This is a genomic window from Flavobacterium sp. AG291 (assembly GCF_003350375.1).
GTDB classification, from domain to species: Bacteria; Bacteroidota; Bacteroidia; order Flavobacteriales; family Flavobacteriaceae; genus Flavobacterium; species Flavobacterium suzhouense.
Window position 1 is genome coordinate 12,372 of record NZ_QQAR01000019.1, and the last position, 18,248, is coordinate 30,619.

Annotated in this window: 19 protein-coding genes and 1 riboswitch; of the genes, 3 read left to right on the forward strand and 16 right to left on the reverse strand. The window is 38.7% G+C overall.

Annotated features, from left to right (window positions below; genetic code table 11):
• Positions 1-22: 22 nt before the first annotated feature.
• Positions 23-412: an HIT family protein gene (locus DEU42_RS16340; RefSeq protein WP_114759406.1), complete on the reverse strand. Its 390-nt coding sequence runs from the start codon at positions 410-412 to the stop codon at positions 23-25.
• A 2-nt stretch (positions 413-414) separates the two neighbouring features.
• Positions 415-891 (reverse strand): transcription elongation factor GreA, encoded by a 477-nt coding sequence (greA, locus tag DEU42_RS16345; protein ID WP_114759407.1) that lies wholly within the window; start codon positions 889-891, stop codon positions 415-417.
• A gap of 164 nt (positions 892-1,055) precedes the next feature.
• Here greA and DEU42_RS16350 point away from each other — a divergent pair, with 164 nt between their 5' ends.
• On the forward strand, positions 1,056-1,496 hold the full coding sequence (locus DEU42_RS16350) for a Rieske (2Fe-2S) protein (protein ID WP_114759408.1): 441 nt from the start codon (positions 1,056-1,058) through the stop codon (positions 1,494-1,496).
• Positions 1,497-1,499: 3 nt separating this feature from the next.
• Here DEU42_RS16350 and DEU42_RS16355 read toward each other — a convergent pair whose 3' ends face one another.
• The 6 genes from DEU42_RS16355 to DEU42_RS16380 form a co-directional block, all read right to left on the reverse strand.
• Entirely contained in the window at positions 1,500-3,794 is a 2,295-nt protein-coding gene (locus DEU42_RS16355; protein ID WP_114759409.1) for a GH92 family glycosyl hydrolase, read from the reverse strand.
• 102 nt (positions 3,795-3,896) lie between these two features.
• On the reverse strand, positions 3,897-6,080 hold the full coding sequence (locus DEU42_RS16360) for a TonB-dependent receptor (protein WP_114759410.1): 2,184 nt from the start codon (positions 6,078-6,080) through the stop codon (positions 3,897-3,899).
• Positions 6,081-6,169: 89 nt separating this feature from the next.
• Positions 6,170-6,263: riboswitch (TPP riboswitch) on the reverse strand.
• Between the two features lie 101 nt (positions 6,264-6,364).
• Positions 6,365-6,766, reverse strand: a complete 402-nt coding sequence (gene arfB / locus DEU42_RS16365) for an alternative ribosome rescue aminoacyl-tRNA hydrolase ArfB (protein WP_114759411.1) — start codon at positions 6,764-6,766, stop codon at positions 6,365-6,367.
• 7 nt (positions 6,767-6,773) lie between these two features.
• A complete protein-coding gene (locus DEU42_RS16370) occupies positions 6,774-8,681 on the reverse strand; it encodes a DUF4301 family protein (RefSeq protein WP_114759412.1) in 1,908 nt (635 codons plus the stop codon).
• The gene (pnuC, locus tag DEU42_RS16375; RefSeq protein ID WP_114759413.1) at positions 8,642-9,277 is read right to left on the reverse strand and encodes a nicotinamide riboside transporter PnuC; all 636 of its coding nucleotides are present in this window, start codon (positions 9,275-9,277) and stop codon (positions 8,642-8,644) included. Before pnuC ends, DEU42_RS16370 begins: the two co-directional genes overlap by 40 nt.
• Positions 9,277-9,921, reverse strand: a complete 645-nt coding sequence (locus DEU42_RS16380) for a 4'-phosphopantetheinyl transferase family protein (RefSeq protein WP_114759414.1) — start codon at positions 9,919-9,921, stop codon at positions 9,277-9,279. Before DEU42_RS16380 ends, pnuC begins: the two co-directional genes overlap by 1 nt.
• A 152-nt stretch (positions 9,922-10,073) precedes the next feature.
• Between DEU42_RS16380 and ahcY the strand changes: the two genes are divergently transcribed.
• Positions 10,074-11,390 carry an adenosylhomocysteinase gene (gene ahcY / locus DEU42_RS16385; RefSeq protein WP_114759415.1) on the forward strand — a complete coding sequence of 439 codons (1,317 nt, stop codon included), beginning with the start codon at positions 10,074-10,076 and terminating at the stop codon, positions 11,388-11,390.
• 163 nt (positions 11,391-11,553) lie between these two features.
• Here the strand turns inward: ahcY and DEU42_RS16390 are convergent, their stop codons facing one another.
• Together DEU42_RS16390 and DEU42_RS16395 are read right to left on the reverse strand one after the other, a co-directional pair.
• The gene (locus tag DEU42_RS16390) at positions 11,554-12,111 is read right to left on the reverse strand and encodes a DNA-3-methyladenine glycosylase I (protein WP_114759416.1); all 558 of its coding nucleotides are present in this window, start codon (positions 12,109-12,111) and stop codon (positions 11,554-11,556) included.
• Positions 12,089-12,772 (reverse strand): queuosine precursor transporter, encoded by a 684-nt coding sequence (locus tag DEU42_RS16395; RefSeq protein WP_114759417.1) that lies wholly within the window; start codon positions 12,770-12,772, stop codon positions 12,089-12,091. Before DEU42_RS16395 ends, DEU42_RS16390 begins: the two co-directional genes overlap by 23 nt.
• A gap of 211 nt (positions 12,773-12,983) precedes the next feature.
• Between DEU42_RS16395 and ald the strand changes: the two genes are divergently transcribed.
• Positions 12,984-14,087, forward strand: coding sequence for an alanine dehydrogenase (ald, locus tag DEU42_RS16400; protein WP_114759418.1), 1,104 nt, complete (start codon positions 12,984-12,986; stop codon positions 14,085-14,087).
• 169 nt (positions 14,088-14,256) lie between these two features.
• Here the strand turns inward: ald and tsf are convergent, their stop codons facing one another.
• From tsf to DEU42_RS16430, 6 genes are all read right to left on the reverse strand, one after another.
• Positions 14,257-15,081, reverse strand: coding sequence for a translation elongation factor Ts (gene tsf / locus DEU42_RS16405; protein ID WP_114759446.1), 825 nt, complete (start codon positions 15,079-15,081; stop codon positions 14,257-14,259).
• 103 nt (positions 15,082-15,184) lie between these two features.
• Positions 15,185-15,964 carry a 30S ribosomal protein S2 gene (gene rpsB, locus DEU42_RS16410; RefSeq protein WP_114759419.1) on the reverse strand — a complete coding sequence of 260 codons (780 nt, stop codon included), beginning with the start codon at positions 15,962-15,964 and terminating at the stop codon, positions 15,185-15,187.
• A 173-nt stretch (positions 15,965-16,137) separates the two neighbouring features.
• Positions 16,138-16,524, reverse strand: coding sequence for a 30S ribosomal protein S9 (gene rpsI, locus DEU42_RS16415; protein WP_114759420.1), 387 nt, complete (start codon positions 16,522-16,524; stop codon positions 16,138-16,140).
• Positions 16,525-16,527: 3 nt separating this feature from the next.
• Entirely contained in the window at positions 16,528-16,983 is a 456-nt protein-coding gene (gene rplM, locus DEU42_RS16420) for a 50S ribosomal protein L13 (protein ID WP_114759421.1), read from the reverse strand.
• Positions 16,984-17,132: 149 nt separating this feature from the next.
• The gene (locus DEU42_RS16425) at positions 17,133-17,471 is read right to left on the reverse strand and encodes a hypothetical protein (protein WP_147278145.1); all 339 of its coding nucleotides are present in this window, start codon (positions 17,469-17,471) and stop codon (positions 17,133-17,135) included.
• A 186-nt stretch (positions 17,472-17,657) separates the two neighbouring features.
• A complete protein-coding gene (locus DEU42_RS16430) occupies positions 17,658-18,125 on the reverse strand; it encodes a hypothetical protein (RefSeq protein WP_147278146.1) in 468 nt (155 codons plus the stop codon).
• Between the last annotated feature and the right edge of the window lie 123 nt (positions 18,126-18,248).

Sequence of the window (18,248 nt, forward strand, 5' to 3'; positions counted from 1 at the left end):
TATTTTAGGAAATAATTATCAATTACAGATTTGAAGCTATGGCTTTTGCAAGCGCTTCAAATTCTTCTTTTTCGAGTTTTACTTTATTTACAAAACGCATCTCATCCATTTCGTTCAGCGGAATAAGGTGCACGTGTGTATGAGGAACTTCAAGGCCTATAACTGCGACACCAACACGTTTGCATGGTACAGTTTTTTCAAGAGCCTTGGCAACTTTTCTGGAGAACTTCATCAATCCAAGATAATGTTCTTCCTCCATATCAAAAATCTTGTCTATCTCCTGCTTAGGGATACACAAAGTATGGCCTTTGGCGTTTGGATTAACATCCAGAAAAGCCAGATAATTATCATCCTCGGTTATTTTGTAAGCCGGAATTTCACCATTAACTATTTTTGTAAATATAGAACTCATGGTTAGTCTCTTGTTATTTCAAGAACGTCAAACATAAGTGTTCCGTTTGGTACTTTTATTTCAGCTGTTTCTCCAACTGATTTTCCCAGCAGTCCTTTTCCAATAGGTGATGTAACCGAAATTTTTCCGGTTTTAAGGTCGGCTTCACTTTCAGCAACAAGGGTATATTTCATTTCCATGCCATTAGCCTGGTTTTTAATTTTAACCGTGCTAAGTACAAGTACTTTTGATAAGTCAAGTTGTGACTCGTCTATAAGACGAGCGTTAGCAACAAGCTCTTCCATCTTGGCTATTTTAAGCTCAAGAAGTCCCTGTGCCTCTTTAGCTGCATCATATTCTGCATTTTCAGAAAGGTCACCTTTGTCTCTTGCCTCTGCAATTGCAGCAGAAGCCTTAGGTCTTTCAATACTTTTTAGCTGATCAAGTTCATCTCTCAGTTTTTTTAATCCTTCAGCTGTATAATAAGATACTGTACTCATAATTACGTCGTTTATATAAATAGAAAAAATCCCATTGCGATGGGATTTCTTTCTGCAAAGATAATATTTTTTTAGTATTTCAGTTTTTAATCACGCAATAGCATGATGTCAAAGTTAATTAAATTAAATTTGTTTCATAATTATAAAGCTTAAATTTTCATTTAATGAAAAAATATATTTTACTGTTTGGATTACTGATGGTTGCCATAATGGCAAGTTGTGATGATGATAATTTTAACAACAATAACAAATACCTTCCTAATTATAGTTTTCAGGTTCCGGTTGATATGAGTTCGCCCCTCTATAGTCAACTCAAATTTGCAGGGAATGCAGTTTATGTTTCTACGGTAACTTCAGGTATCAATGGAATTTTTGTAACAAATACAGGAACCGGTTTTACCGCTTTTGAGGCAAGTTGCCCCAATCAACCGTTGGATACCTGTTCAAGGCTTACACTTAACGGAATCATGGCAACCTGCCCATGTGATAATGTTGAATATTTTTTATATACAGGACAGCCTACAGGCGGAGTCAAGGTACAGTATGGACTAAAGCCTTACAGAGTTCAACAAATATCTGAAAACGAATTGCTGATTTCTAATTAAAAACTATTTCTTAGGCTTTTTACTCATATAGAAAACAAGTTCGCCGCCTTGTGTGATTTCTTTATGTGTCAGATAGGTTCTGTCTAATATTTTTCCGTTTAATTCTGTTTTGCTGACATATACATTAGCCGGTGACTGATTTTTAGCGATGATTGTGAATGTCTTTCCGTTTTCAAGATTAAGTGTTGCTTCTTTGATGTTGGGAGAACCTATCGCGTAATGATCGCTTCCCGGTGCCACAGGATAAAAACCCAGTGATGAAAAAATATACCATGCGCTCATTTGTCCACAATCGTCATTGCCGCCAAGCCCGTCAGATTTTGGTTTATACATGGCATTAAGTATCATACGAACCCTTTGCTGTGTTTTTTCCGGATGTCCTGTCCAATTATACAGATAGGCTACGTGGTGCGACGGTTCATTGCCATGAACGTAATTGCCAATAATTCCATCTCGGGTAATATCTTCTGTATTGGCAAAATATTTATCAGGGAGTGTCATGGTAAACAATGAATCCAGATGTTGGGTAAATTCCTCTTTACCACCGTTAAGCTTTACAAGTTCATCAGGGTATTGCGGTACATACAGACTGTAATTCCATGCATTTCCTTCAATAAAGCCCTGTCCGTGCGTATCCAACGCGTCGAATTCCTTTTTAAAAGTACCATCGTTCATTTTTGGGCGCATAAAACCGGTAGCCGGATCAAATACATTTTTGTAATTGTGTGAGCGTTTGGTGTATTCATCGGCGACAGCTTTGTTGCCAATGTTTTTGGCTATCTGTGCAATACACCAGTCATCATAGGCATATTCAAGTGTTTTTGAAACTGAAGAACCGTTTTTATCTTCAGGAACATAACCTTTTGAAATATAGTATTCGAGTCCGTCAAAGTATTTAAGGTTTGATGAGCTGATACAGGCCTTAAGTGCCTTTTCTTTATCAAAATCATCATTGCCTTTAGCTATGGCATCAGCAATTACCGAAACCGAATGATAGCCAATCATGCACCAGTTCTCATTGGCATAATGCGACCATACAGGTAACGCATGGTGTACGCTCTGATCGTAATGTGCCAACATACTTTTGATCATGTCGGTATTACGTTTTGGCTGTACAATATTAAAAAGGGGATGTAATGCTCTGTAAGTATCCCATAGGGAGAAAGTGGTGTAATTAGTAAAGCCATCGGCTTTATGGATATTTTGATCCAGGCCTTTGTAACTTCCGTCAGTATCCATATAAACAGTCGGGTTTATAAATGCATGGTACATGGCGGTATAAAAGTTAACCTTGTCGTTTTCAGTGAGGGTTTCAATTTTGATTTTATTTAGTTCTTTTTCCCACAGCAGTTCGCCATCGTGTTTTGTTTTGTCAAAATCCCAATGCGGAATTTCTGCTTGCATATTGGCTAATGCGCCAGCAGTACTCACCGGAGATAGTGCCATTTTTACCAACACCTGTTCGCTTGCCTTTACATCAAAATCAAAATACATTCTGATGTTTCTGCCTGCCTGCTCTGGGAAATTTTTCGATTCGTCAAACTTTCGCCAAAAGCCTTTATATATATTGTTTTCATCATATTTTCGTGCGCCATATTGTTTTATGGGTTTAGAAAATGTCATTGCGAAGTAAACCGTGCGGGTTCTTGCCCAGCCGTTAGTCTGTCGGTAACCGGTGATAAGGGTGTCATTTTCAACACGAATAAAGGTCCATACATTCTTTTCGTTGTGGTTGTAAATACCGTGCATCAAATCCAGGATAATATGTGCCTGTTCTGTTGAAGGAAAAGTATAACGATGAAACCCTACACGATGGCTGGCGGTAAGTTCTGCCGTAATATTATTATCATCCAGTTTTACCTTGTAGTAATTGGCAGTAGCTGTCTCATTTGCGTGCGAATATGCTGAACGGTAGCCAGAAAGTGGTTTGTCTGCCGTTCCGGGATTAAGTTGTAATCCTCCTATAGAAGGCATAATAAGGAAGTCGCCCAGATCGCTGTGGCCTGTTCCGCTAAAGTGGGTGTGACTAAAGCCAACTATGGTCTTGTCTTCATGCTGGTATCCTGCGCAGTATTCATATACTTTGCCGTTGTATTTTTTGTTGAGCTCATAAGCGATGGTATCTGTATCCGGGCTAAGCTGAACTGATCCAAAAGGAACTGTTGCGCCGGGAAAGGTATGGCCCATTCGTTGCGTTCCTATAAGCGGATTGATATATTGATAGTTCTTCTTTTCTGTTTTTTGGGCAAATGCCAATGAACTCAGGAATAATGCGGTAAAAAGAATGTTTAATTTCATGTCCGGATAGTTGTTGGGTAAAAATAACTGTTTTTGAACAGTAAACAAAAAAGCGGGAACTATCCGTTTCCCGCTTTTGGTTAAAATCTTTTCAGTTAGTTCTTAGAACTTTAATGTTGCTCCGGCAAGAAAGTTAATGCCAGCCTGAGGATAATAGTAAGGGTCGCCATACATCGCCCCGTTAGAAACATATTCTTTGTCAAAAATGTTGTTTACTAATCCGTTAAACACTATCGATTTGAATACCTTATTTATATTCCATTCGTAGCTAATATTCAGATCGCTTGTAAAATAGCTTTTTAGTTTGGCGCTTGGTGTTTCATAGTTGTCCATAAACTGTTCACCAACATATTTAGAAAGTAATGCAACCTGTAAATTTTTTACAGGAAGAAAAATTAATTGGTTTCCCGCTATTACGCTTGGCGAAAAAGCAATTTCTGTATTGCCAAGGTTTTGAGTTCCGGTCTCTGTTTCGATGTTGAAATCAACATTTTTGTTATCGCTTACTGCAATGTTAGGTCTTAAAATCCATTTTTCAGTAAGTACAAGAGTAGCATCAGCTTCTATACCCATACGATAGCTGTCGCCGCTGTTCGTGTATATATAACCGCCTACATCATTAAGTTGACCTGTAAGTACTAGCTGATCTTTGTATCTCATATAGTAACCATTAATGTTTACCGTACTTCGTCCGGATTTAAACCTCCATCCTAATTCAAAATCATTTAGGCTTTCCGACTTGTTGCTGCCATATTCATAGTCGCTTCGGCGTGGCTCTTTGTTAGCACGGGCGTAAGAGAAGTAAATATTGTTTTTGTCGTTTACTGTATAGGTCAGTCCTGCCTTAGGGTTAAAAAAGTTGAAAGTATCATTTACCGGCAGTGGAGTGTCATTACTTTCAAGAACATTGCTTGCTTCATACTCAACATTGCGAAGCTGAAGGTCGCCAAAAAGGTTCAGTTTGCTTGTTATTTGGTAGTTTACTTTGGCGTAAATGTTGGCATCCTGCTTATCGGCATCATTATCATAATATCTGTCGCCCGGACGGACATTACCAGAATATTGTGCCCATATCACGTTTCCGTAGTGCGCACCTTTGTATTTGTTCCACGCACCACCCATAACAATGTTGAATTTATCGTCTTTATAATTAGCCGATAAGGTATAGCCATAAAAGTCGTTATCAAGCCATTTTTGGGTAATCAGGTCAGTAGCGGTAATTTCTGTACCGCCTATGATTACAGGCAGTAATCCATATTTGCCAAAAGCGGCATCGTCGCGGTAGTTCTCATAATAACCTTTGCCACGGGTATAGTGCAATGCTGCGTTAGTGCTCCAGCGGTCGCTCCACCTTTCATTCCAGTGCAGCTGGTAGTTGTCCTGCTGATAGTTATCAGTTTCATTATTGTAAAAACGGGTTTCGCCGTTTTCATCTGTATACATTCCAGATGGGTTAAAACGTCTGTTGTTACGCAGGGTAGTGGCATCTATTCCATTCCATGCTTGGTATGTTTTTTCTTTTCCGCCAAAAACCAATGCCTTGATAAGGGTCGTGTTTCCTACATAAGTTCCCTGAAGGAAATACGATTTCAGGTCTGATGATGCCCTGTCGATATAACCGTCTGAGGCAAGGGATGACAATCTTCCTGCAATCTCGAACTTATCGTTCATAAGCCCGGTACTGAATTTTACCGTATGTTTTCTAGAACCGTAACTACCAAAAGAGTTGGATATCTCACCGCTTGAATCATGTTTGTAAGTGTCGGTTAATACATTAAGGCTCGCGCCAAATGAACCCGCACCGTTTGTAGAAGTACCTACACCGCGCTGCAACTGAATACTTTCGGCAGATGATGCGAAATCGGGCATGTTTACCCAAAAAGAGCCGTGAGATTCGGCATCGTTAAATGGGATACCGTTCAGGGTTACGTTAACACGTGTTGCATCAGCTCCCCTTACACGCATGCCTGTATAACCAAAACCATTACCGGCATCGGTAGTTGTTACTACAGATGGCAGGTAGCTAAGTAATACAGGGATGTCCTGACCAAGGTTACGCGGAGCAAGTTCAGCCTTGGTTACATTGGTAAATGTTACCGGGGTATTGCTGTTAGCGCGAACAGATTGTACCAGCACTTCATCAAGCTTGTTTACAGAATCCTGTGCTACAGGCTGCTGAGCATAGGCGGTAAAGCCTAAAGTAGTAAGGAGAATTGAAGTAACCGCTTTGCAGCTTTGCAGCTTTGCGACTTTGTTACTTTTCGAAAAAATGAATAAAGATTTCATTCGTAAAAAAAATTACGAATAAAAGGGGTAATTATTCTTTTGTTAGTTAAAAATGATTTGTTTTTGACAAATGAACACGGCATGAACTCCGTTGTTTTATTGTCTTTCCCTTGGCAGCATTACCTGCCCAGGTTCTTTGGGTATAATCTCAGCTCGTTATTTAGAGCACCCCTTTGAGACGGCGCAAAAGTACAAAAAGTATTGAGATTTTAGATTTTAGAATTGAGATTTTAGTGTTGAAGGTCTTGTTTCCTGTCTAACTTCTCAATACTCAATACTAAAATCTAAAAGTCAGGCCTTCTTCGGGATTGTTTTTTTTCGGCCTGCCTGCGTTTGCCTTCAATACGTTTTTTAATTACCGAACGCGGTATTTTGGTAGGCTTACGGGGCTTATCTTCTTTAAGCGCATTTTCCATTACTGCCAGAAACCGTTTGGTAACAATGTCTTTGTTGCGTAGCTGGCTCCTGTCTTCGTCACATTGCAGGATAAGAACACCTTCATTGGTCAGTTTAGAGGCAAGGCGTACTGAAGCCAATGTTTTTTCCTCGTCGGTAAGGGCATTACTTGCTGTAAGATTGAAGCTAAGTACTACCTTAGAGGAAACTTTGTTTACATTTTGTCCTCCGGCACCACTACTTCTTACTGCTTTGTAATCGAGTTCCTGTATTGCTGTATCTATATTCATTGAAATATTACCAGGGCTGATGTGCAGGTTTTAAAAGGTCGTTTACTGTTTTTACAGGATTAAAGGTTTCAAGAGGGACTTCGGCGAAAAGAGTGATCCATCCTGCCATCGCTCCATTCCATAGGCCCGGAAGCTCATATGATTTTACTTCCTTGCCAAACCTGTTTTTATTTACAATAAAGCCCGATGTCTTGTCTACGAACTTATGGAGGTCAAAATATTCGCCCTTGTAGTTTTTTAGTCCACATACCAAATCAACCGGGTTAAAATGGGTTGCTGTTGAGAAAATTTCTTTTTGGGTCTTGTTGTCAAGATCTACCTGAGAACTTTCAACTATCTGAAGCGAAAGTGCGCCTTTACTGCATTCTATCCAAAAAGGTCCACCTCCGGGTTCCCCTTCATTTTTTACCATTCCGCAAATGCGGATAGGTTTATTTAATAAGTTGAATATGAATTCCTTTTTATTTTGAGGTGTATATTTTGATACGTCAGCTGGTATGTGAAGCAATAGTTTTTCCTTAGCGAAAGCAAAAATAGCATTCATGTCTTCTTCACTGATACTGTCTTCTTCAATCATTTTTAAGTAGGTGAAAACTTGGTCCTGAAGTGTGATCAATATTCCTGCAAGTGCTTTTTTATAGAGGGCAATTGTATGTGTATTGTTATGGCTAACGTTGTCTATGTTTTTAATGAAAACAATGTCGGCATCCAGTTGTCCAAGGTTTTCAATTAGCGCACCATGTCCGCCCGGCCTGAAAAAAAGATGTCCACCGGCTTCTCTAAAAGGAGTGTTGTCTGTATTTACAGCAAGTGTATCTGTATTTTTTTGCTGAAAAGAAAAAGTTATATTAAATGGGATGCCCGATTCCTTTTCAATGTTTTCCTTAACTGTTTTTATTTCATCAATAAACCCATCCATATGTTCTTCCGATATGGTGAACTGGATGTTTGCTTCACCTTTAGAACTTGCATAGGCAATTGTTTCCTTTAGGTGTTCATAGATAGGTGTGGCTATAAAACCATTATAGTTATGAAAAGGTAATATTCCTTTTGGCTTATTGGCGAAGTCAAAATGCTTGCTGCTTAGCATGGTTTTAATAAAGACAAATATTTTTTTGTCTTTCGGCATGGCAGCGAAGTTTTCATCTTCTTTTAGTACTTCAATAATATTTTTGTAGAAAGGCATTTTTTCCAGTCCTACTAAAAATAAACGAAGATGATTGTCTTTTTTACGGTTTATGTAAGCATTTATAGTTTCCTTGTCATAATTAAATTCGCTTGCAAACTCATTAAGGAATTTGAACATTCTTGTAGCCGCTCCAGAAGCTGGTACAAATTTAGTTAATGTGAAATTATCCTTTTCACTGTCAAAATGAGAAGCATATTTAAGAGCTATTTCTTCAGGGAGTTCTATGATGCCATTTTTTAATGACGCCGGTTTATTCAGATAAGTTTTGCTTACCCCGTCTTTAAAAATGTTTAATTGATTTATTATAGTTTGTATGTCTATGCCTTTGTTCCTTATGTCAGCAAAGTCTGTTTCAGACAATCCCATTTCTTTAGCCCGGATCAGCTCGTCAAGAACTGTTTTCCCTGCCTCGAAAAAAGGAGTATTGTTTGAATTAATCATTATATGTGGTTGGTTGTTGGTGGTTAATCTTTGTTTTAGTTTTTTTATAGATGCTTTATCTGCATCATTAGTTGCGTCACAGATTATAAAAAGCTGTGTCGTTTTATCATCTTCATTAAGAGCTTTGTCAATGCTTACCGTACGAAATACAAAATTAGGAGCAGTGTTATCTGTCGGATTTGCAAATTGCGCAAACGTTTCAGCAACTTCCCTTCCATTTAGCTCATTACCATATATGGTAATGTTTACGGTATTTGTAGTTCGTCCTGCAATGTTCTCTTCCATGACCGATAGCCAAATATGGCGATTGTGGTTAGTATTATATAAAAGAAACCGGTAAAAATCAGTCCTTTGTAAAAAAATAGGGGGATTGCAATTATATCTCCTGCTATAAGATATAGCCAGTTCTCGACTTTCCGTTTGGCCAATAGCCACATTCCTATAAAGAAAAGCCCCGTTATAAATGTGTCTACATAGGCCCACCATTGGTTGAACATATGAAAGAAGTGATATACAACGGATACAAATATAACGGAAACTATAAAAATGCCTAAACATTTATAATTATCTTTAGCTGAAACGGCTGTTATTTTTAACAAATCGTGGTGCTGTCGGTCTTTACGGCTCCATAAATACCAACCGTAAATACTCATGTAAAAATAATAAGCATTAATTATAAGATCTCCATAAAGATCAGCAGTGTACAGAATGTATACAAATATAAAAGTACTTATAAGTCCTGTTGGGTATACCAGTATGCTATTTTTGGCGGAGTAAATTACGCTTAACAGTCCGAAAAAAATTGCAGTCAGTTCAAGGGTCAGGAATTCAGTTGTGTAGCCTTTAAACTGTCCAAAGAAAAAATCAAAGAAGTCGGTCATTATAGTTTGGTTTTGCTGCCCAGGCAGTATACTAGAGTAAAATCTTCCACTTCTTCAAAGTAAAACGGGTAGCTTTCATTAATGTCTTCATAATTTACCGATGTCATTCCGTGTTTATCTGTCAGTTCAAAAGGGAAAACATAAATATTTTGCTTAAAGCTTAGTCCGGCACGTGATATCATTTTGTAGACAGCTTCTTTTACACCCCATATAACTATGAGCTGTTTCATGTAATCGGTAAGATGTGAAGGATCAAGGTAGTTGAATTCCGGTTCAATGAATTTATCAGCTATGGTAATTACCTTTTCTCTTTGCAGTTCCATATCAATCCCAATATCGTTTTTACTCACAATAATAGCTGAAAATGCATAGGAGTGTGTAATCGATATGTTCATGCCATCGGTAAGATGGGGTTTGCCATCGGAGTCGTAAAAAAGATCGAAATCAGTATAGCCAATTTCCTGAAGGAGCATTCTTACACCAAGAAAACCTTTTTTGTGGAGTTCACTTTTCATACCGTCAACCCTAAGCGAACAACTGTCTTTAAGCTTTATATGATTAAAAAACTCTTCCAGGCTTTCGGTGTTTTTCCAAATAAGCAGGCGGGTATCCTTATCGATGTTGACAGATTTGTATAAAGGCATGGGGTAAAGTTGGTGCCAATGATTCCATAATGTTGTATCACAAATGGTTATGGATGCGGCATATTTTTATATTTTGTTCTTAAAACGGGCTAATTACAAATGCATTCACTAAATTTGCAAAAATTTTTTGCTAATACAAATATACAATATTCATGAGTACTACAACGCTGCCATACGTGGCATACAAAGTAAAGGATATTTCGCTTGCGGAATGGGGAAGAAAAGAGATTCAGCTTGCTGAAGCTGAAATGCCGGGTCTAATGGCGCTTCGTGCTGAATATGGCGCATCTCAGCCGCTTAAAGGGGCTCGTATTGCAGGTTGTCTTCACATGACAATTCAAACGGCTGTTCTTATCGAAACTTTAGTTGCTCTTGGTGCTGAAGTTACCTGGAGCTCATGCAACATTTTCTCTACTCAGGACCACGCTGCTGCTGCCATTGCTGCTGCAGGTATCCAGGTATATGCATGGAAAGGTCTTAACGAGGAAGAATTTGACTGGTGTATCGAGCAAACGCTTTTCTTTGGAGAAGACCGTAAACCGCTTAACATGATTCTTGATGATGGGGGAGATCTTACCAATATGGTATTCGATCGTTTCCCTGAGCTTACAGCTGCTATCAAAGGTCTTTCAGAAGAAACTACAACAGGTGTTCACCGTCTGTATGAAAGAATGAAGAATGGTACGCTTGTTATGCCGGCTATCAACGTAAATGATTCGGTTACTAAATCGAAATTTGATAATAAATACGGTTGTAAAGAAAGTGCTGTTGATGCTGTTCGTCGTGCTACCGATCTTATGCTAGCAGGTAAGAGAGTTATTGTTTGTGGTTATGGTGACGTAGGTAAAGGTACCGCTGCATCTTTCCGTGGTGCAGGATCTATCGTTACAGTTACTGAAATCGATCCAATCTGTGCGCTTCAGGCAGCTATGGATGGTTATGAAGTTAAAAAACTTGATACTGTAATTGGTAATGCTGATATCATCATCACTACTACAGGTAACAAAGATATCGTTGTGGGTCGCCACTTCGAGCAAATGAAAGATAAAACTGTTGTTTGTAACATCGGCCACTTTGATAACGAAATCGACATGGCATGGTTAAACAAAAACCACGGTGCTTCTAAAATCGAGATCAAGCCTCAGGTTGATAAATATACTGTAAATGGTAAAGATGTTATCATCCTGGCTGAAGGCCGTCTTGTAAATCTTGGATGTGCTACAGGTCACCCAAGCTTTGTAATGAGTAACTCTTTCACTAACCAGACACTTGCTCAGCTTGAGCTTTGGAACAACAGTGCTGCTTACGAAAATAAAGTTTATATGCTTCCTAAGCACCTTGATGAGAAAGTGGCTTCACTTCATCTTGCCAAACTTGGTGTTGAACTTGAAACGCTTAACGAAGAGCAGGCTGCTTATATTGGTGTTGAGGTACAAGGGCCATTCAAACCGGAGTACTATCGTTACTAATCTATAAGTATTGAGAAGTGAGTATTGAGATTTTAGATTTTTAGTTTGAAATTTTAATGTCACTTAGAAATAAAGAAACCCCGCATTTGCGGGGTTTGTCTTTATATAGGGATAAGTGAAGTTTTCTAAATACTCACATCTCAATACTCACATCTCAATACTATTATCTAAAATTGCATTCCATAATATGGTCATTTACCATGCCTGTTGCCTGCATGTTGGCATAAATTACCGTTGAGCCTACAAATTTAAAACCGCGTTTTTTCATATCCTTGCTAATAGTGTCAGATAATGGGGTAGTGGCAGGTACCTGTGATAATGCTTCAAATTTATTATCTACAGGTTTATTGTTGCTAAATGCCCAGTAGTAGCTTGAAAAGCTTCCAAACTCTTTCTGAATCTTTATAAATGCCTGTGCGTTGCTCACTGCGGACAGTACTTTTAATCTGTTCCTGATGATACCGGTGTCCTGTAATAATTCTTCAATTTTCGTTTCGTTATATCTGGCAATTGTCTTATAATCGAAATTGTCAAAAGCCTTTCGGAAGTTTTCACGCTTGCGTAATATAGTTATCCAGCTCAGACCTGCCTGAAAGGTTTCTAATAGTAGGAATTCAAATAGTTTATGATCGTCATAAACGGGTTTGCCCCATTCGTTATCGTGATAGTCTTCGTAAAGTGAGTCGCCTACACACCATTTACAACGCTTTTTGCCTGTCATGACTGGTATTGTTTGATTTTTCGTTATGGATATATTTTTCTATCAGATAGTGTCCGAGATAAATTAGTGGGGTAAGCAATATAGCAATTATTAGTTTTACAAAGTATCCGGTTAAACCCGATGCAATATAGGTTTGAGTGTCCATTTGTCCTGTTGCCCAAAAGGCTATGCCCAAAACAATGAAACTGTCAAAAAATTGTGATATCACTGTAGATCCTGTACTTCGCAGCCAGATATATTTATTGCCTGTTTTTCTTTTTACCCAATGGAAGAGTGTGGCGTCAATTAGCTGTGAAACTAAAAATGCGGTTATACTTCCTACTATTATCCACATTCCCTGACCAAAAACTGCATTAAACTGAGAATCCTGAACTCCCATTCCTTTAACTGCGGGGATACTCAATGCCAACCAAAGCATGAAAAAACAATAGGCAATTAAACCCGCGGTAATATACGATAAACGACGTACACCTTTTTCACCAAAATATTCGTTGATGAGGTCTGTAGTGATAAAAACTATTGGCCATGGCAATATCCCTACACTCATGGGTACGGTAGCCACATTTATAAGTTTGCCGCCTATAAGCTCGGCAACTACGGCATTGGTTATGAAAATTCCTGCGAGGATAACGTATACAGTGTCTTTACGGGTCTGAAACATAGGTTAAGGGTAAAGAGTAAAGGTATTAATAATTTATATTTTATGGCATTTATAAGTTTGAAGGGGATGTCTTTTAGAAAATCATATTTTTTTGCGGATGAAATTTGTTTTTAGAGGGGGTGTGTATTAAAAATTTGTAAAATTTCACATTCAGTATAGTATTTTTCAGGGGTATATGTTTATATTTGTATAAAATTATAAATCATACGCTATGAAAATAGGGGTGCCAAAGGAAATTAAGAATAATGAAAGCCGGGTAGCCCTTACTCCGGCGGGGGTGTTCGAATTGGTTAACTACGGGCATCAGATTTATATTCAGGAATCGGCGGGCGAGAGCAGTGGTTTTTCCGATGAAGATTATCGTGATGCCGGAGCAGTGATGTTGCCAACTGCTGAAGGTGTTTTTGCAATAGCTGATATGATCGTGAAGGTAAAGGAGCCAATAGCTTCAGAATATCCTCTGATCAAAAAGAATCAGGTGATATTTACCTATTTTCACTTTGCTTCAAGTGAAGCGCTTACCAAAGCCATGATTGCAAGTAAGGCTGTATGTATTGCGTATGAAACTGTAAGTGATGACGATGGTTTTCTCCCATTGCTTACGCCAATGAGTGAGGTGGCGGGGCGTATGGCTATTCAGCAGGGAGCTAAGTATCTTGAGAAGCCTATAAAGGGAAGGGGCGTATTGCTTGGCGGTGTGCCGGGTGTTCCTCCCGGAAGGGTACTGGTGCTTGGTGCCGGTGTCGTGGGAGTTCAGGCAGCGAAGATGGCAGCCGGTTTAGGAGCGCATGTTACGATATTGGATATCAATATGAAACGCCTTCGTTATGTAAATGATATTATGCCAAGCCACGTTGTGACTGAATTTTCGAGTGTTTATAATATAAAGAAACATATAAAAGATCACGATCTTATCATTGGGGCAGTATTGATTCCCGGGGCAAAAGCGCCGAATCTAATAACCCGTGAAATGCTAAAAGATATGCGCCCGGGTACGGTTCTGGTTGATGTAGCGGTTGATCAGGGTGGTTGTTTTGAAACAACGCGTCCTACAACGCATGAGGAGCCTACATTTGTTATAGATGATATTGTGCATTACTGTGTGGCTAATATGCCGGGAGCGGTGCCGTATACGTCTACACTGGCGCTTACTAATGTTACGCTGCCTTATGTGTTGAAGCTGGCTAACCTTGGCTGGGAGGAGGCTTGCAGTAAATATCCTGATTTAGGCCGTGGACTTAATGTTGTAAAGGGAGAGGTTGTTATTGAAGAAATAAAAAAAGCTTTTGAAGAAGTGGATCTGGTGATACGTTAATCTGATTATTTATCAGCCTTAGACTTTCGGCTTTAAAAACTTAGAGTTATAAATTTAGTTTTCGTTATTGTTTGTTTGTTTGTTTGTTGTTTCCGGTCGGAGGAGTCTGACCATAAAAAAACCCCAAATTGTAAAATTTGGGGTTCTTTGTTTTATAAAAGAGGTTTACTTATGCAAGTGCAACTCTTTTGAATCCTGTAACTACAAGGTTAGCATCAACAGACTTGATGTACTCGCTTACGCTAAGTTTGTTGTCTTTGATGAAATCCTGGTTAACAAGAGTGTTGTCTTTAAAGAAACGTCCAAGTTTACCTTTAGCGATGTTTTCAAGCATAGCTTCCGGTTTACCTTCCTGACGTAGTAGATCTTTAGCGATCTCGATTTCTTTCTCGATAGTTGCAGCGTCAACACCTTCCTCGTTAAGAGCGATAGGAGCCATAGCAGCAGCCTGCATAGCAACGTTACGTGCAGCTTCTTCACCACCAGCTACGTTAGCAGAAAGGCTAACAAGAGTAGCGATTCTGTTACCAGCGTGGATGTAAGAACCAACGAATGCACCTTCAAGTCTTTCGAAAGAACCGATCTCGATTTTTTCACCGATTACACCTGTCTGCTCAGTTAGTTTGTCAGCAACAGTAAGACCGTTGAAATCAGCAGCAAGGAAATCTTCTTTAGAAGTAAAGTTAAGTGCAAGAGCAGCAAGGTCGTTAGCAAGCTTAACGAAAGCCTCGTTTTTAGCAACGAAGTCGGTTTCACAGTTAAGAGAGATAACTACACCAGTAGTTTTGTCAGCGTTAACAACAGCGATAACAGCACCTTCAGTAGACTCACGGTCAGCTCTGTTAGCAGCTACTTTCTGACCTTTTTTACGAAGGTTCTCGATAGCTTTGTCAAAATCTCCATCAGCTTCTACAAGTGCTTTTTTGCAGTCCATCATACCAGCACCTGTAATTGTTCTTAGTTTATTTACGTCAGCAGCAGTAATATTTGCCATTTTGAATATTGTTTTTGAGTTAAAAAAATAAAAGCCGTTATGATGATAATATGCTACAAAAGTAAACATCTACCAGCACAACGGCTTTATTGTAATGTTATCTTTACTCTTCAGTAGCAGCAGGAGCTTCTGTTTGAGCAGCAGCAGGAGCAGCAGCTTCTACAGTCTCTTCGTTGAAGTCTTCTTTGTCTGATTTTCTATCAGAAAGACCTTCAACAACAGCACCAGTTACAAGAGCTAAGATTTTTTCTATTGATTTAGAAGCATCATCATTTGCAGGGATAACATAGTCAACCTGACGTGGGTCAGAGTTGGTATCTACCATTGCGAAAACCGGAATGTTTAATTTTTGAGCTTCTTTTACTGCGATGTGTTCAGCTTTGATATCTACAACGAATAACGCAGCCGGAAGCCTTGTCATGTCAGCTATAGAACCTAAGTTTTTCTCAAGTTTTGCACGTAGACGATCAACTTGCAGACGCTCTTTCTTAGAAAGCGTGTTGAATGTACCGTCTTTCTTCATTTTATCGATAGAAGCCATTTTTTTAACAGCTTTACGGATAGTAACGAAGTTTGTTAGCATACCACCAGGCCATCTTTCAGTGATGTATGGCATGTTTGCAGCTGCTGCTTTTTCAGCAACGATATCCTTAGCTTGTTTTTTAGTAGCAACGAAAAGGATTTTTCTGCCTGATGCAGCGATCTTTTTAAGAGCCTCGTTAGCCTCTTCGATCTTAGCTGCAGTTTTATACAGGTTGATAATGTGAATACCATTACGCTCCATGTATATGTAAGGGGCCATGTTCGGGTCCCATTTTCTGGTCATGTGTCCAAAGTGTACACCTGCTTCCAGTAAGTCTTTAACTTCTACTTTATTTGCCATTTTTGTAATAGTTTACGTTCTGTTGAGTAAGCAATGAGTAAGTGGCGAAAATTCGGCCTTGCCCATTTAGATGCTAAACTAACCCCTCACCTCGGTGGGGCAACAACAACATTGTTTTTAAATTCAATAATAAAAATGAATAGTATTGGATGATAAAATCCAATAATGACATATTAACGTTTAGAGAACTGGAATCTTTTACGAGCTTTCTTCTGACCGAATTTCTTACGCTCTACCATTCTTGGATCTCTTGTTAATAGGCCTTCTGGTTTAAGGATGCTTCTGTTTTCAGCATCAACTTCGCACATAGCACGAGCGATAGCCATTCTTACAGCTTCAGCTTGTCCTGTAGTACCACCACCGTAAACATTAACTTTAACGTCAAAGTTTTCAGCAGAACCTGTCATTGCAAGTGGCTGTAATACTTTGTACTGTAATGTTGCAGTTGGGAAATAAGTTGCAAATTCTCTTTTGTTAACCGTGATTTTACCAGTTCCTTCAGAAAGGTAAATACGGGCAACAGCAGTTTTTCTCCTGCCAATTTTGTGAATTGTTGCCATGTTTTACTTTAAGTCGTTTAGATTAACGGTTTTAGGAGACTGTGCAGCATGTTTGTGCTCAGGTCCTACATATACATTCAGGTTGCGGAAAAGTTCAGCTCCTAGTTTGTTTTTAGGAAGCATACCTTTTACAGCTTTCTCTACTAAGATTGCAGGGTTTTTTGCCTGTACAACTTTAGCAGTTAAAATTCTCTGACCTCCTGGGTAACCTGTGTGGCGGATGTAAGTTTTGTCCTCCAGTTTGTTTCCAGTTAGGTTGATTTTGTCTGCATTGATAACGATTACGTTATCTCCACAGTCCACGTGCGGTGTATAATTTGTTTTGTATTTACCTCTTAAAAGCATCGCAACTTTAGAAGCAAAACGGCCCAAATTATGACCTTCAGCGTCAACAACGATCCACTCTTTCTGAGCAGTAGCTTTGTTAGCTGAAACTGTCTTGTAGCTTAATGTGTTCACAATAAATTATTTTAATTAAACATTCCATCCCCAATAAAGGGAGCGCAAAAGTACAACTATTTCTTAGAAATTCAAACAGATAGGAAAAATTATTCTAAATAGATAATTTTTTGAGTGTGAAGATAATATACATATATATTATTATTGACTTATTCTTTTGGAACCCTTCCCGAAATCATATTAGGCTTGTTTTCAGCAAAGTTCATTTCATCCCAGTAATAATATTCATCATTCCTGTAGTCGCCAAGATTTATCGTGTCAAAACAATCCATGCCTTCAGTTGGGGAGACACCGAGTGCAAAAAGAACTTCATTGATACTGGTGTCTTTTATAATAGCAATTCTGTCCTCATAAAGAGAAGCGCATTGTGTGCCTATGCATCCAAAATAATCTGTCTGTATAATTGCGTATTGCTTAAATCCTATTTCTTCTGCGAGAAAGAATGAAAGAGGTGATGCCCAGTCGATGTCTTCACTTTCTGAATCCATATCTACCCCGGTTTTGTTATGCCAATAATACATGGACTCATCGAAAAGAATAATTATAGCGAATCCGTTCTCGAATGCTGCAGCTAACTGATATTTCTTAATAGAGTCAGGATTAGCTTGGTCTCCATGCCCGATAATTGCACAAATGTTATGGCCCATTAGTTTATTTTTAGCTAATATAAAAACTTACTCCAATGGCCTCAACGTATTACTATACGTAATTAAAAACGGATTGTCAGCACCGGGCTGTTTCATCAGGTAAATGTATTTGTGCTTCTTAGCTTCTTTCGACGAAATAACCGCTTCTTTTTTGGTCAGGTTGTCGTATACTTTTGTGTCGATAGTGTTATCTATGCGTATTTGGTCTGCTATTCCTGTTTTTTTGTTCGAAATAGGATACTCCTTGTATAGTGTTTTCTTCTCATTAGATATAATTACCTGTTCTCCCTTATAATTTTGGGTAAGTATTAGCACTGAATAATTTGCTTCTGTTGCATTCAGTTTTTTTAATAGAGCCAATCGTTCTTTTTCGGATGCCGATTTAAAGTCGTCTTTATATTGTACTTGTGGTTTAGCGTTAGCGGTAGCTTTTTTTGAAGTATCGCACGATATAACGGATAGGATAGTAATCAATAAAAGGATTGTCTTTTTCATGGTGTTCATTTTCGTATTTGTGTGTATTTATAAAAGTAACGCACAGAAAAAGCGTTTCATATTCCTTTAAGATATATATAACATAAAAAGGGCTTCCGTTAAACACGGAAGCCCTTTACAAAA